General features: G+C 66.3%; 11 protein-coding genes and 1 riboswitch. Of the genes, 7 read left to right on the forward strand and 4 right to left on the reverse strand.

The window, feature by feature from the left end; translation table 11 throughout:
• Window positions 1-4: 4 nt before the first annotated feature.
• From AC1Q64_RS12200 to AC1Q64_RS12210, 3 genes are all read left to right on the forward strand, one after another.
• On the forward strand, window positions 5-781 hold the full coding sequence (locus AC1Q64_RS12200; RefSeq protein ID WP_056057159.1) for a ferredoxin--NADP reductase: 777 nt from the start codon (window positions 5-7) through the stop codon (window positions 779-781).
• A 50-nt stretch (window positions 782-831) separates the two neighbouring features.
• Window positions 832-1,548: a TetR/AcrR family transcriptional regulator gene (locus AC1Q64_RS12205; RefSeq protein ID WP_291433310.1), complete on the forward strand. Its 717-nt coding sequence runs from the start codon at window positions 832-834 to the stop codon at window positions 1,546-1,548.
• Window positions 1,549-1,639: 91 nt separating this feature from the next.
• Entirely contained in the window at window positions 1,640-2,827 is a 1,188-nt protein-coding gene (locus AC1Q64_RS12210; protein ID WP_291433309.1) for an amidohydrolase family protein, read from the forward strand.
• 82 nt (window positions 2,828-2,909) lie between these two features.
• Here AC1Q64_RS12210 and AC1Q64_RS12215 read toward each other — a convergent pair whose 3' ends face one another.
• Both AC1Q64_RS12215 and AC1Q64_RS12220 read right to left on the reverse strand, forming a co-directional pair.
• Complete coding sequence (locus tag AC1Q64_RS12215; protein WP_291433308.1) at window positions 2,910-3,707, reverse strand: outer membrane lipoprotein; 798 nt, start codon at window positions 3,705-3,707, stop codon at window positions 2,910-2,912.
• A 318-nt stretch (window positions 3,708-4,025) separates the two neighbouring features.
• On the reverse strand, window positions 4,026-5,000 hold the full coding sequence (locus AC1Q64_RS12220) for a YihY/virulence factor BrkB family protein (RefSeq protein ID WP_291433307.1): 975 nt from the start codon (window positions 4,998-5,000) through the stop codon (window positions 4,026-4,028).
• Window positions 5,001-5,328: 328 nt separating this feature from the next.
• Here AC1Q64_RS12220 and AC1Q64_RS12225 point away from each other — a divergent pair, with 328 nt between their 5' ends.
• From AC1Q64_RS12225 to AC1Q64_RS12240, 4 genes are all read left to right on the forward strand, one after another.
• The gene (locus AC1Q64_RS12225; RefSeq protein ID WP_492251505.1) at window positions 5,329-6,102 is read left to right on the forward strand and encodes an SDR family oxidoreductase; all 774 of its coding nucleotides are present in this window, start codon (window positions 5,329-5,331) and stop codon (window positions 6,100-6,102) included.
• Between the two features lie 70 nt (window positions 6,103-6,172).
• Window positions 6,173-7,864: a long-chain fatty acid--CoA ligase gene (locus AC1Q64_RS12230; RefSeq protein ID WP_492251506.1), complete on the forward strand. Its 1,692-nt coding sequence runs from the start codon at window positions 6,173-6,175 to the stop codon at window positions 7,862-7,864.
• Between the two features lie 107 nt (window positions 7,865-7,971).
• The gene (locus AC1Q64_RS12235; protein ID WP_492251507.1) at window positions 7,972-9,123 is read left to right on the forward strand and encodes a serine hydrolase domain-containing protein; all 1,152 of its coding nucleotides are present in this window, start codon (window positions 7,972-7,974) and stop codon (window positions 9,121-9,123) included.
• A gap of 244 nt (window positions 9,124-9,367) precedes the next feature.
• Window positions 9,368-9,922, forward strand: a complete 555-nt coding sequence (locus AC1Q64_RS12240; protein WP_492251508.1) for a shikimate kinase — start codon at window positions 9,368-9,370, stop codon at window positions 9,920-9,922.
• Between the two features lie 27 nt (window positions 9,923-9,949).
• On the opposite strand, the gene AC1Q64_RS12245 is transcribed toward AC1Q64_RS12240, so the two are convergent.
• Window positions 9,950-11,134 (reverse strand): GGDEF domain-containing protein, encoded by a 1,185-nt coding sequence (locus AC1Q64_RS12245; RefSeq protein WP_492251509.1) that lies wholly within the window; start codon window positions 11,132-11,134, stop codon window positions 9,950-9,952.
• Between the two features lie 134 nt (window positions 11,135-11,268).
• The gene (gene metH, locus AC1Q64_RS12250) at window positions 11,269-14,085 is read right to left on the reverse strand and encodes a methionine synthase (RefSeq protein WP_291433363.1); all 2,817 of its coding nucleotides are present in this window, start codon (window positions 14,083-14,085) and stop codon (window positions 11,269-11,271) included.
• A riboswitch (S-adenosyl-L-homocysteine riboswitch) is annotated at window positions 14,043-14,157 on the reverse strand. Its footprint overlaps the gene before it by 43 nt.
• Window positions 14,158-14,176: the final 19 nt, after the last annotated feature.

The raw sequence follows: 14,176 nt of genomic DNA on the forward strand, positions 1-14,176 counted from the left end.
CACCATGAGCGCCTTTCTTGACGAACGCGTACTGACGGTCCACCACTGGACGGACCGCCTTTTCTCCTTCACCACCACGCGCGACACCGCGCTGCGCTTCTCCAACGGTCATTTCACGATGATTGGCCTGCGCGGCGAAAACGGCAAACCGCTGCTGCGCGCCTACAGCATCGTGAGCCCCAACTACGAAGAGCATCTGGAGTTCCTCTCCATCAAGGTGCCCGACGGCCCGCTGACCTCGCGCCTGCAGCACATCAAGGTGGGCGACACCATCGTGGTCGGCAAGAAGCCCACAGGCACCCTGCTGATCGACTACCTGCTGCCCGCCAAGCGCCTGTACATGCTCTCCACCGGCACGGGCGTGGCCCCGTTCCTGAGCCTGATCCGCGACCCAGAGACCTACGAGAAGTTCGAGGAAGTCATCCTGGTGCACGGCGTGCGCGAGGTGAAGGAGCTGGCCTACCACGACTACATCACGCAGGAGCTGCCGCAGCACGAGTTCTTGGGCGAGATGGTCACCAAGCAGCTCAAGTACTACCCCACCGTGACGCGCGAGCCCTTCAAGCACCAGGGCCGTGTGACCACCGTGATCGAAAACGGCCAGATGGCGCGCGACCTGGGCCTGCCCGCGCTCAACCCCGCCGAAGACCGCGTGATGATCTGCGGCAGCCCCGAAATGCTGCGCGACCTCAAGCACATGATGGAAGAGCGTGGCTTCAAGGAAGGCAACACCACGAAGCCCGGCGACTTCGTGATCGAACGCGCGTTCGCAGAGCAGTGATCCCCGGCTGGCCCGCTCTGCAGGGCCAGCGTCATCCACCAGGACCCGCCATGTCTGCCACTCCCACCAAGACCCGGACCGCGTCCACCCGTTCCACATCGGCCCGCAAGACGGGCGTGCGCGAGCAGGCCGCACAGACCACGCGCGACAACATCCTGAAGGCGGCGACCAAGGTGTTTGCCCGCTACGGCTACGAAGGCGGCAGCGTGGAGAAGATCTCCAAGGCGGCCAAGTCCTTCGATCGGATGATCTATTACTACTTCGGCAGCAAGGAAGGCCTGTTCATCGAGGTGCTGGAGGAAACCTACCGGCGCATGAACGATGCGGAATCCAAGCTCGACCTGGACACCACCCAACCGGTGGAGGCGTTGCAGGCCGTGATCCGCTTTGTGGTGGGCTACTACCGCAAGAACCCCGAGTTCATCACGCTGCTCAACACCGAGAACCTGCACAAGGGCAAACACATCTCCAAGTCGATGCGCGCCCGTGAATACTCGTCGCCCGCCATTGAGGTGATCCGCCGCGTACTCGAAAGCGGCCAGGCGCAGGGCCTGTTCCGCAAGGACGTTTCAGCGCGCGATGTGTACCTGCTGATTGCCGCCACGGGCTACTTCTACATGTCCAACCGGCACACGCTGTCGGCCTTTCTGGGCGAAGACCTGGAGACGCCCGATGCGCTGGCGCACTGGGAGTCCTTCGTCATCGACAGCGTGCTGCGCACCGTGGCGCCCGGCCCCAGCCTGCCCAAGGGCAAGGCGACCGTCTGATGGCCCTTCGCCACACACGAGCCCCACAGACATAACGATTTTTCTTAGCGAGGTCCGATGGGACCTGTGTCACACCCCACGAGGAGAATCCATGGCAGAAGCAGCAGCAGGCGGCAAGTCGGGCAAGGTCGTCATCCAGAACATCGGTCTTTTGTTGTCGGGCGACCTGGACCGCCCCATCCTCGACGCCGACACCATCGTGGTGAACGACGGCCTCATCGTGGCCGTGGGCCGCTACAAGGAGTGCGACACGGACCACGCCAACACCGTGATCGACGCACGCCAGACCTGCGTGGCGCCAGGCCTGATCGACAGCCATGTGCACCCTGTGTTCGGCGACTGGACGCCGCGCCAGAACCAGATCGGCTGGATCGACTCGACCATGAACGGCGGCGTGACCACCATGGTCTCGGCCGGTGAAGTGCACCTGCCCGGCCGCCCCAAGGACATCGTGGGCCTGAAGGCGCTGGCCATCACCGCGCAGCGCTCGTTCGACAACTTCCGCCCCGGTGGCGTAAAGGTGATTGCAGGTGCCCCGGTCATCGAGAAAGGCATGACCGAGCAGGACTTCAAGGACCTGGCCGACGCCGGCGTGACGCTGCTGGGCGAAGTGGGCCTGGGCTCCGTCAAGGCGGGCTACGAGGCCCAGCAAATGGTGGCGTGGGCGCGCAAGCACGGCATCCAAAGCACCATCCACACGGGCGGCCCGTCCATCCCGGGATCGGGCCTGATCGACAAGGACGTGGTGCTGGAGGCCGATGCCGACGTGATCGGCCACATCAACGGCGGCCACACCTCGCTGCCCTGGAAGCATGTGTGCGAGCTGTGCGAGAAGTCGTCCCGCGCCATCGAACTGGTGCACAACGGCAACGAGAAGATTGCCATCCAGGCCGCGCGGGCGGCCATCGAACTCAAGTGCCCACACCGCGTGATCCTGGGCACCGACGGCCCGGCCGGCTCGGGCGTGCAGCCACTGGGCATGCTGCGCATGATTGCGCTGATATCGAGCTTTGCCGACATTCCTGCCGAGCTGGTGTTCTGCTTTGCCACGGGCAACACGGCGCGCATCCGCAACCTGAACTGCGGCCTGATCGAGGTCGGCCGCGCGGCCGACTTCGTCTTCATGGACCGTGCCCAGCACACCGCCGGCACCACGCTGTTGGAGAGCGTGCAGCTCGGCGACATCCCTGGCATCGGCATGGTGATGATCGACGGCCTGGTGCGCTGTGGGCGTAGCCGCAACACGCCGCCTGCGACCGAGATCCCGGTGGTGCTGTAACCCACCCGCCAGTCAGCCATCGGCTGGACAAAACAAAAGCCCGCGTTATCGGGCTTTTGTTTGGGGGAAGCGACCGACTGGTTCAGTAGGTGTCCGACACCCGCACCGCACCCGGCTGGGGCTGTGGCTGCGCATAGGGGTCTGCAGCGCGGGCCGAGCCGCCCTGGTCCACGCGGAAGCCCTTGCCTTGCAATACCACGGGCGTGCCCACAGCAGTGGGTTCGGTGCGCTGGAAGTGGCGCAGCGAGCCATCTTCCATGCGCACCGCCACCTGGTACACCGTGTGGGTGCGGGTGCGCTCTTCGACCTTGTGGCCCACATAACCACCGCCCACGGCACCTAGCACGGTGGCAGCGGTGCGGCCGCTGCCCTTGCCGATCTGGTTGCCCACCACGGCGCCCAGCACACCACCGGCCACGGCCCCCACGCCTGTGGCGGGGGCGGCTTGTTGAACGGCCTGCACCGACTCGACGCGACCACAGCTGCGGCACACGGGCGCTGCAGAACGCACGGGCTGGGCAGCGCCCCCGGGGGCCATGCCACCCGCCATGTCGCCGGACCGGCCTGCGCTGCCGCCGGTCTGTGGACGGTAGTTTGCTCCGCTATTCATAGCACTCTGGGCAAGCTTAACCGGCGCTTGGGCCCGTTTTTCTTCAATGATCTCGGATTCGGGCGTGCGGGGGGCCGCCGCCAGGGTGGCGGGGGCTGCAGCATCGGCTGCCGAGGGCGTGCGGTTTTGCATCACCAGGGTGGCACCCAAGGCCAACACGCTCACGCCCAGCGCGCCAATGGCCGCCCACATCCATTTCAGGGCCGGGCCCGCAGGGGCTGCAGCAGGTACAGAAGCAGGCGGGTTGGGAGAAGAAACCGTCAGGTTCATGGTCATTTCCTTGTTCAGGTCAGAGGAGTCCGCAGGGGGTAGGCGTGTAGAAAAAGCGCTGTGCGCCCGCTACGGAATGGGGCCGTAGTGTTCCAACGGCCTGGATGGTGCAAAGGTACACAGCGGCAGGCGCTGAGGTGTGGCCGGTTTGTAAGTGGCCGTAAGCAGCGGTAAACCTCTTTGGCTGGCGCTTGCCGCCTCAGGCCAAGGGTGCGGGCGCTGCCCGCGCAGCCCGGCAGCGCAATGAGCGCGACCATGACGGCCTGCAGGACCAGGGCGCCGCGCCGGCGCCCGCTTGCTGCATGCTGTTGCCAACATTTACAGCTCCTGCACCCGTGCGCGGGCCAATGCCCTCCACCGTGCCCAGGCCGGTGGGCGGCGGGGGCCGGAGTGCAGGGCATCCTCCAGCGCCTGGGCGCAGCTGGCAGAAAAGAGCAGGATGGCCGATGAAAAATAGATCCACATGAGCAACACCACCAGCGAGCCCGCCGCCCCATAGGCCGACACCACGGCTGCCGTGGACAGGTACCAGGCCAGCAGCTGCTTGCCCACCGTGAACAGCGTGGCCCCCACCACGGCGCCCATCACCAGGTAACGCAGCGACGGTTTGGGGCCCGCGCCGATGCGCATGAGCCCCACAAACAGGGCCACCGCAAACCCGAAGGCAATGGCTTCGTTGACGACCTGCAGCAGCGGTGCCAGGGGCGCCAGGGTGGGCAGGTGGGCCATGGTCAGCCGCTCTCCAGCCCAGCCCGCCAGCAGGTGGATCAGTGTGGACAACGCCAGCGACACCATGAGCAAAAAGCCCAGCGCCAGCACATAGGCCAGCCCCCGCAGCCGCAGCGACGCCATGCGCCACCACGCGGCCCGCTGGGGCGGTGTGTAGCCATCCCGGCGCCACAGCCGCTCCAGCGCGGACTGCAGCTCCACAAACACCCCGGTGGCGCCCGAGACCAGCACCACAAACCCGATGGCCGATGCCAGCCGCCCCTCGGACGGCGCCTGGGCGCTGGCCATGGCCTGGCGCACCACATCGGCCACCTGCTGGCCCATCACCGACTGCACCTGGGCGACCAGGCTGCTCTCCAGGTAGCTGCGGTCCACCCACCAGCCCAGCACGCCCACCAACAGCAGCAGCAGGGGCGCCAGGCTGAGCATGCCGTAGAACGACATGGCCGCGCTCATGCGCAGCCCATCGGCGTCCAGCCACATCTGCGCGGCGCGCCAGAACGGCTGCACCAGGCGCCAGAGCGGCAACAGGGGCTGGGCGATGCGGGCAAGCGAAGTCGCCATCAGGGACGGAGGGGGCGCGGTCATCCCCGCGAGCGTAAGGCCTGGCGGCAGCCCCATCCATCCGCCGCAGCCGCGAGGCGGGGTAGGCGCTGTCCCACACGCAGCGTGCCGGGCGCAGCGCACAGAGTTTCAAAGGTGACAGCACCGGTTTTACACGGTGCCTGGGCAGGGCTAGCATGGGGCGCAGTCGGTTGACTCGACCGCCATTGACACAGCGGCCACCGCCGCCCCAGCCGCACCTCCTCACCCACTCTGCGAGCCACAAGCCGTCGGGCCGGTCTTGGCATTCATTCACCTTCACCCCTCTCTGCACGAAAGCGTTTTTTCCATGAGCGTCAAGCAACTCTTCGATCTCACCGGCCAGGTCGCCCTGGTCACTGGCGGCTCGCGCGGCCTGGGCCTGCAGATGGCCGAAGCCCTGGGCGAGATGGGCGCCAAACTCGCCATCACCGCACGCAAGGCCGACGAACTGGCCGAAGCCAAAAAGCATCTGGAAGGCCTCGGCTACGAGGTGCTGACCGTGGTGAACGACCTGCAAAAGACCGAGGACATCCCCGGCCTGGTGGACCAGGTGGTCGAGCGCTTTGGCACCATCGACATCCTGGTCAACAACGCGGGTGCCACCTGGGGCGCCAAGGCCGAGGACTACCCCGACGCCGCCTGGCACAAGGTGATGGACCTGAACGTGAGCGCGCCGTTCTTCCTGTCGCGCGAAGTGGGCAAGCGCTGCATGATCCCGCGCGGCAAGGGCTCGATCATCGTCACGGCTTCGGTGGCCGCGCTCAAGGGCACGCCCCCCGGCATGAACACGATTGCCTACAACACCTCCAAGGCCGCCGCCCTGCACTTTGCGCGCACGCTGGCGTCCGAATGGGGGCACTACGGCGTTCGCGTCAATGCGATCTGCCCCGGCTTCTTCCCCAGCAAAATGGCCAGCGGCCTGATTGAAAAGCTGGGCCCTGCGATGATCGAGCGCACGCCCCTGCGCCGCATTGGCGGCGAAGAGGACCTCAAGGGCGCGGTGGTGTTCTTGGCGTCCAACGCCTCGCGGCACATCACGGGCGAGTCCATCGTGGTGGATGGTGGCGCTAGCTTGATTTAACGCCCCCTGGGGCGCGACCTGCTTCGTCAGGTCTGCGCCCCGCACGAACCAACCCAGCGTTCCGTAACCCATGTCCGACCGCCACCTCGCCCATTGGCCGCCCGGCCTGTCGCGCCACCTCACGCTGCCGCAGACCCATCTGTTCCACAACGCCGAGGTGTCGGCCGCGCGTTACCCGGACAAGCCTTTTCTGGTGTTCTACGACACGCTGGTGACTTTCCGGCAGTTCCAGCAGCAGGCGGAGCACATTGCGGGCTTCTTGCAGCAGGTGTGTGGCGTGAAGGCGGGCGACCGGGTGCTGCTGTACATGCAGAACAGCCCGCAGTGGATCCTGGCGTTCTACGGCATCCTGCGCGCCAACGCGGTGGTGGTGCCGGTGAACCCCATGAACCTCACCGACGAGCTGCGCCACTATGTGCACGACAGCGGCGCGACCGTGGCCTTTGTGCCGCAGGACCTGCATGCACAGGCCCAGCCGCTGGTGGATGTGGCCGGCGGTGAAGGCAAGCTCCAGCACCTCATTGTGGCCGCCTACAGCGACTACCTGCAGGTACCCACCGACCTGCCCGTGCCCGCGTTCGTCAGCGCACCGCGCCAGGCGATTGATGCGCCCGGCGTTACGCTGTGGAGCGACATGCTGGCGCAGCAGCGCACCCCCGGCCCCATCACCACCGGGCCCGACGACTTGTGCGTGATGCCCTACACCTCGGGCACCACGGGCAACCCCAAGGGCTGCATGCACACGCACCGCAGTGCGATGAGCACGCTGGTGGGCGGTGTGCAGTGGTTTTCGCGCACGCAAGACGCCACCTACCTCGCCGTGCTGCCGCTGTTCCACGTCACCGGCCTGTCGGGCAGCATGAACGGGCCGCTGTTTGTGGGCGCCACCGTGGTCGTGCTGCCGCGCTGGGACCGCGACGCGGCCGCCCAGCTCATCCAGCGCTACCGGGTGACCATCTGGCAGGCCATCTCGACCATGGTGGTGGACTTTCTGGCCAACCCGTGCATCGCCGATTACGACATCAGCAGCCTGCAGGCCATCCGGGGCGGCGGCGCGGCCATGCCCAAGGCCGTGGCGCAGCAGCTGAAGGACCTGACCGGGCTGGACTACGTGGAAGGCTATGGCATGTCCGAAACCATGGCCGCCACGCACATCAACCCGCCGCACCGGCCCAAGCCACAGTGCCTGGGCATCCCGGTGTTCGACGTGGACTCCCGCGTGGTGGACCCGGCCACCTTTGCCGAACTGCCGCCGGGTGAGATTGGCGAGATCGTGGTGCACGGCCCGCAGGTCATGCTGGGCTACTGGAACAACCTGCAGGCCTCGGCCGACAGCTTTGTGACGCTGGACGGCAAGCGCTTTCTGCGTACCGGCGACCTGGCACAGGTGGACGATGACGGCTACTTCTTCATGGTGGACCGCTTGAAGCGCATGATCAATGCGTCGGGCTTCAAGGTCTGGCCCGCCGAGGTGGAGGCCATGATGTACGCCCACCCCGCCATCCAGGAGGTGTGCGTGATCGCCGCGCACGACGAACGCCGGGGAGAGACGGTGAAGGCGCTGGTCGTGCTGCGCGACGCCTTCAAGGGCCAGGTGGGCGAGCAGGCCATCATCGACTGGAGCCACGAACACATGGCCGCCTACAAAAGCCCGCGCATCGTGCAGCTGGTGGACAGCCTGCCCAAATCCGGCACGGGCAAGGTGCAGTGGCGCGAGCTGCAGGAGCAGGAGCGCAGCCGCGCCGCTGCCGCGGCGTCCTGAGACAACCACAAAAGGTCTGCGATATACGCTCTGTTTTTGGTAGCTACTAGCGCAACATCCACTAGCGCTATCGGCCAGATTCACCTCAAAACACACTTCCAGCCACCATGAACCCCACCGCCCTCGCCCGCCTGCGCTCCGTGCTGCAAACCCATGTGGACCGGGGCTTACTGCCCGGTGCCGTGGCCCTCGTCCACCACCAGGGCCACACCGTGCTGCACACGGCCGTGGGCCACCAGCGCCCACCCACCGCAGGATCTGCCACGCCCACCATGGCGCCCGACACGGTGTTTCGCATCTACTCCATGACCAAGCCCATCGCCTCGCTGGTGGCGATGATGCTCATGGAAGAAGGCCGCCTGCTGCTGTCGCACCCCGTGGCGCACTACCTGCCCGCGTTTGCGGGCCAGCGCGTGTACGACGAGGCCACCGGCACCACCGTCCCCGTGCAGCGCGAGGCCACGGTGCACGACCTGCTGCGCCACACCGCCGGCCTGAGCTACGCATGGGAGGCTGGCACCGTGCCCGACGCCTACCGCGCCGCGCGCGTCGGCTCGCGCCGCCACAGCAATGCTGATCTGGTCGCTGCACTGGGCCCATTGCCCCTGGTCCACCAGCCCGGCACCCGCTGGGAATACAGCCGCGCCACCGACGTGCTGGGCGCGGTGCTGGAGGTGATCGAGGGCGAGAGCCTGGGCGCCATCCTGCAGCGCCGCGTGTTCGGCCCTCTGGGCATGCACGACACCGGCTTCGCGGTGCCCGCAGCGCAGCAGCACCGCCTGGCCGAAGCCTTTGAGCGCGACCCGCAGACCGGGCTCGGCATGCCGCTGATCGACGTGACCGCCCCGCCCGTGTTCGAGTCGGCCGGTGGCGGCCTGGTCTCCACCGCCAGCGACTACGCGCGCTTTCTGCAGCTCATGCTGGGCCGGGGCACCGCCCCCGGGCCCGACGGCCCCGTGCGCCTGCTGGGCCGCTCCACCGTGGACTTCATGACCGCCGACCACCTGGGCAGCCTGCCTGTGGCGGGCGACATCCTGCCCACCGGCTACGGCTTTGGCCTGGGTGTGGCCGTGCGCACCGCCACCGGCCAGGCCACCCGCCCGGGATCAGCCGGGCACTACAGCTGGAGCGGCCTGGGCGGCACCTTCTTTTTTGTGGACCCTGTGGAAGACCTGTTCGCGATCCTGCTCACCCAGGCGCCCGGCCAGCTGCGGTACCTGTGCGAGCTGTACCCGGCGCTGGTGTATGCGGCATTGTGATTAGCCCCCCTGAGCGGCTTTGCCGCTTCCCCCCGCTCTCGCGCTGCGCGCGGGCGGGGGGACGACGCCCTCGCTGCGGGGCGGCCCTTGCTCGGCGTCCCTGGCGGGGGCGGCGCCAGTTGCAAAGGCTACGCTCTACGCCCGGCGCCAGAGGGGCAGGCTTACACTCAGCGTCCAGTCACGGCACGCAGCGGCCTCCCATACCTGCTGGCAAGCCCGTCCCCCAGACCTCTTTCTTGAACCTATGCAGATTCGCTGCGCACTGGTCGGCATGCCCGGCTCGGGCAAATCCACCGTTGGCCGGCAACTGGCCCACCGGGCGGGTGTGCCCTTCATCGACCTGGACCACCGGCTGGAACAGACCCTGGGCACCACCATTCGCAGCTTCTTCGAGGCCGAAGGCGAAGCGCGCTTTCGCGACATCGAATCCCAGGTGCTGGCCGAAGTGGCCCAGCAGCCCGGCGGCATGGTCCTCTCCACCGGCGGCGGCGCCGTGCTGCGCCCCGAGAACCGCGAGGTGCTGCGCCAGTTTGGCAACGTGCTGTATCTGCGCGCATCGCCCGAAGAAATCTTCAAGCGCGTCAAACACGACAAGACCCGCCCCCTGCTGCAAGGCGGTAACCCCATGGACAAGCTGCGCGACCTCTACGCCCAGCGCGACCACCTGTACCGCGAAACCGCCCACTACGTGATCGAGACCGGGCGGCCGTCGGTGCACACGCTGGTCAACATGGTGATGATGCAGCTGGAGATGGCGGAGAGTGCGGGGGGCTCCGACATGCCAAACACCCCCACCTGAAGATTCTTGCTGGGCTCGCGCAGCCCGTCAGGCGGGCAACCCCTGGGCCTGCGATGCCGGTGCGCACTCTACGCGATTGCGGCCCGACATCTTGCCCCGGTACAGCGCCGCATCGGCCTGTTGCAGCCTCTCGTCCAGCGCCTCTGCACTGGCAAAGCGCTCCGAAATCCCGAGGGTGGCCGTGCACCGGATGGCCTCGTGCGCATGGCCATCAGACACCTGGCTGCATTCAATCGCATCGCGCACCCGCTCTGCCAATTGCATGGCCCCGGTGCCGTCCGTATCGAAGGCGATGACCACGAACTCCTCGCCGCCCAACCTGCAGACCAGATCGCCCTGGCGAGCCGTGTGTCGAAGGACCTCGGCCACACCGCCCAGGACGAGATCGCCCACCTTGTGACCATAGGTGTCGTTGATGCGCTTGAAGTGATCGACGTCCACGATCAGCAAATGCGCCGTCGCGGCTGGGCGCGAGCGGAAATGCGCCTCCAGCGCATCCATCAGGCCACGCCGGTTCAAAAGCCCGGTGAGCGGGTCGTGCGCAGCCATCACGTGCAGATCATCCGTCAGGCGGTGCAGGACGAGCCATACCACCGCCGGGGGGAGCACCGTCCCCAGGAACGACATGTAAATGTAAAACGCCGTCTGGAAGGGGGTGCCCATATCGAGGCTCTCCAGGCCCCCTGAAAGAACCATCACAAGCTTCGCAGAGTTCATGGCACCCAGGCCGCCGATCAGGATCGCAAACACTGCCATCTCTGCACGCAGATGCCGGGCGAAGGTGCGGGTGCCATAGAGCAAAACCACTGCCATGGCCACAAAGAGCACAGCGCACGCAGCGGCCAGCAGCGCATAACGGGCCTCTGACCCCAGCACCGCGTGCACCAGCCACTGCGCGGCGGTGTAGCCTCCGGCCAAGGCGAGCAGGGGACGTGCCACGGGGACAGGCCGATCAAAAAACCGGGCTGCACCCAGCCCATAGGCCACGGGGGCGCAAAGCGTCAGGGTATGGTTGATGACACTCATCACCCCCCAGTGGGCAGCGCCACCCAGAAGCTGCAACACGTAGGCGATCCCCAGCAAAAGGCTACCGAGGGCAAAGACATCGGTGCCCATCTTCTTGCCACGCAGCCGGGTGCTGATCAGCACGAACATCCCGCTGAAGCAAAGAAGGTGCACGCAGAGCATGCCCAGGACAACGGTAGCGACCATGGATACGTGCAGGCTAGAAGGAAGCGACGGCGGCTGCACCGCCCGCGTCACAGCGCAACCACACGCCTGCTAACCGCCCGACCGATCGACGCTGTCTCTGTACGCAACTGTCCATGGCCGTCGCACGCGCAGCGCTACAGGTTCGGCGCCAGCAGCCGCTCCAGCACCTTCTCATCCATGCCCCTCCGCTGTGCCATGTCATGCAGCTGGTCTTCACCGATCTTGCCGACGTTGAAGTAAGCGCTGTCAGGGTGGCCGATGTAGAAGCCGCTCACGCTGGCCGCAGGGGTCATGGCCAGGCTCTCGGTCAGCCCCATGCCAATGTCTTCGGCGTTCAGAACGCGGAACAGGTCGGTCTTGGCGCTGTGGTCCGGGCAGGCGGGGTAGCCGGGCGCGGGGCGGATGCCCTGGTACTTCTCGGCAATCATGTCGTCGTTGCACAACTGCTCGCCCGCTGCGTAGCCCCACAGGTCAGTGCGCACACGATGGTGCAGGGCTTCGGCAAAGGCTTCGGCCAGGCGGTCGGCCAGGCTTTTGAACAGGATCGCGGAGTAGTCGTCCAGCGCGTCGATGAAGGCCTTTTCCTTCTTCTCGATCCCAAGGCCTGCCGTCACGGCGAACATGCCGGCGTAGTCGGCAACGCCGCTGGACTTGGGCGCCACAAAGTCGGCCAGGCAGCGGCTGGGGCGGGTCACGCCGTCGATGGTGTGTTTCTCGGCCTGCTGGCGCAGGCCGTACCAGGTCATGGCCACTTCGGTGCGGGTGTCGTCGGTATAGAACTCGATGTCGTCGTCGTTCACGCTGTTGGCGGGCAGCAGGGCCATCACGCCGCTGGCCGTGAGCCACCGGCCTTCGATGATCTTCTTGAGCATGGCCTGCCCATCGGCAAACACACGCGTGGCTTCCACGCCCACGATCTCGTCGGTGAGGATGGCAGGGTACGGGCCGGCCAGGTCCCAGGTCTGGAAGAACGGGCCCCAATCGATGTACTTGGCCAGCTCGGCCAGGTCGAAGTTCTTGAACACGCGGCGGCCCAGCGCGCGCGGCACGGCGGGCTGGTAGGCCGACCAGTCCACGGGCGTCTTGTTGGCGCGGATCTTGGCCAGGGGCCACAGGGGCGTGGCCTTTTTGTTGGCGTGCTGGGTGCGCACCTTGTCGTAGTCGGCATTCAGCTCGTCCACATAGTTCTGCACGCCATCGCCCAGCAGGCTTTGCGCCACGCTCACGCTGCGCGAGGCGTCGGGCACATAGACCACGGGGCCTTCGTAGTGCGGAGCGATCTTGACGGCGGTGTGCACGCGGCTGGTGGTAGCGCCGCCAATGAGCAGCGGGATCTTCTTGATGCGAAAGTGCTCATCCTTCTGCATCTCGCCGGCCACGTACTGCATCTCTTCAAGGCTGGGGGTGATAAGGCCCGACAGGCCCACGATGTCTGCCCCCTCGACCTTGGCGCGCGCCAAAATCTCGTGGCAGGGCACCATCACGCCCATGTTCACCACTTCAAAGTTGTTGCACTGCAGGACCACGGTGACGATGTTCTTGCCGATGTCGTGCACGTCGCCCTTGACGGTGGCGATGACGATCTTGCCCTTGCTGCGCACGTCGCGGCCTGCCGCTTCGTCCTGGCGCTTTTCTTCCTCGATGTAGGGGATGAGGTGGGCCACGGCCTGCTTCATCACGCGGGCGCTTTTGACCACCTGGGGCAAAAACATCTTGCCCGCGCCGAACAGGTCGCCCACCACGTTCATGCCGTCCATGAGCGGGCCTTCGATGACGTGCAGCGGGCGGCCGCCCTTGGCCAGGATGGCGCGGTAGGCCTCTTCAGTGTCTTCGGTGATGAAGTCGGTGATGCCGTGCACCAGCGCGTGGCTCAGGCGCTCGCCCACGGTCTTGGGGTGCTCGGGCGTGCCGCGCCATTCGAGCTTCTTGCTTTCGTCCTTGGCACCGCTCTTGGCGGTTTCGGCGATCTCGACCAGGCGTTCGCCGGCGTCGGGGCGGCGGTTGAGCACCACGTCTTCGACGCGCTCGCGCAGCACGGGCTCCAGGTCGTCGTACACACCCACCATGCCCGCATTGACGATGCCCATGTCCATGCCCGCCTGGATGGCGTGATACAGAAACACGGTGTGGATGGCTTCGCGCACGGGGTCGTTGCCCCGGAAGCTGAACGACACGTTGGACACGCCGCCCGACACCTTGGCGCCCGGCAGGTTCTGCTTGATCCAGCGCACGGCCTCGATGAAATCGACGGCGTAGTTGTTGTGCTCTTCGATGCCCGTGGCCACGGCAAAGATGTTGGGGTCGAAGATGATGTCCTCGGGCGGAAACCCCACTTCATCGACCAGCACGCGGTAAGCGCGTTCGCAGATCTCGATCTTGCGCGCGAAGGTGTCGGCCTGGCCTTGCTCGTCAAACGCCATCACCACGGCGGCAGCGCCGTAGCGCTTGACGAGGCGCGCCTCGTGCTTGAACTTCTCCACGCCCTCTTTCATGCTGATGGAGTTGACGATGCCCTTACCCTGGATGCAGCGCAGCCCGGCCTCGATCACCTCCCACTTGGAGCTGTCAACCATGATGGGCACGCGCGCGATGTCAGGCTCGGAGGCGATGAGCTGCAGAAAGCGCACCATGGCTGCCTTGCTGTCGAGCATAGCCTCGTCCATGTTGATGTCGATGACCTGGGCGCCGTTCTCCACTTGCTGGCGCGCCACGGCCAGGGCTTCTTCGTACTGGCCGTTCAAAATCATGCGCGCGAACGCCTTGGAGCCGGTGACGTTGGTGCGCTCGCCGATGTTGACGAACAGCGTGCCCTCGCCAATGGAGACGGGCTCCAGGCCGGACAGCTTCATGGGGGGCAGGGAACGGGCAGACGCGGACATAGGACTCACCTGTGCAGGGGCAGCAGAAAAACAGGTGAGCGTCGTTGCGGTGGTGGCTGGGGCCTTGCGCAGGCCCCGCGTGCCCAAGCCTGACGACCGCCCCCGAGAGGAAAGGGATGGGCCGCTGCAACGCTCCTTGGACAGCCTGTGATTTTAGCGGCTG

This window comes from Acidovorax sp. GW835-FHT14G06 (assembly GCF_058793595.1).

Excerpts from the sequence above, each read along its gene's own strand:
- AC1Q64_RS12200 (WP_056057159.1), top strand. The coding sequence starts at position 5 with ATGAGCGCCTTTCTTGACGAACGCGTACTGACGGTCCACCACTGGACG.
- AC1Q64_RS12205 (WP_291433310.1), top strand. The coding sequence starts at position 832 with ATGTCTGCCACTCCCACCAAGACCCGGACCGCGTCCACCCGTTCCACA.
- AC1Q64_RS12210 (WP_291433309.1), top strand. The coding sequence starts at position 1,640 with ATGGCAGAAGCAGCAGCAGGCGGCAAGTCGGGCAAGGTCGTCATCCAG.
- AC1Q64_RS12215 (WP_291433308.1), bottom strand. The coding sequence starts at position 3,707 with ATGAACCTGACGGTTTCTTCTCCCAACCCGCCTGCTTCTGTACCTGCT.
- AC1Q64_RS12220 (WP_291433307.1), bottom strand. The coding sequence starts at position 5,000 with ATGGCGACTTCGCTTGCCCGCATCGCCCAGCCCCTGTTGCCGCTCTGG.
- AC1Q64_RS12225 (WP_492251505.1), top strand. The coding sequence starts at position 5,329 with ATGAGCGTCAAGCAACTCTTCGATCTCACCGGCCAGGTCGCCCTGGTC.
- AC1Q64_RS12230 (WP_492251506.1), top strand. The coding sequence starts at position 6,173 with ATGTCCGACCGCCACCTCGCCCATTGGCCGCCCGGCCTGTCGCGCCAC.
- AC1Q64_RS12235 (WP_492251507.1), top strand. The coding sequence starts at position 7,972 with ATGAACCCCACCGCCCTCGCCCGCCTGCGCTCCGTGCTGCAAACCCAT.
- AC1Q64_RS12240 (WP_492251508.1), top strand. The coding sequence starts at position 9,368 with ATGCAGATTCGCTGCGCACTGGTCGGCATGCCCGGCTCGGGCAAATCC.
- AC1Q64_RS12245 (WP_492251509.1), bottom strand. The coding sequence starts at position 11,134 with ATGGTCGCTACCGTTGTCCTGGGCATGCTCTGCGTGCACCTTCTTTGC.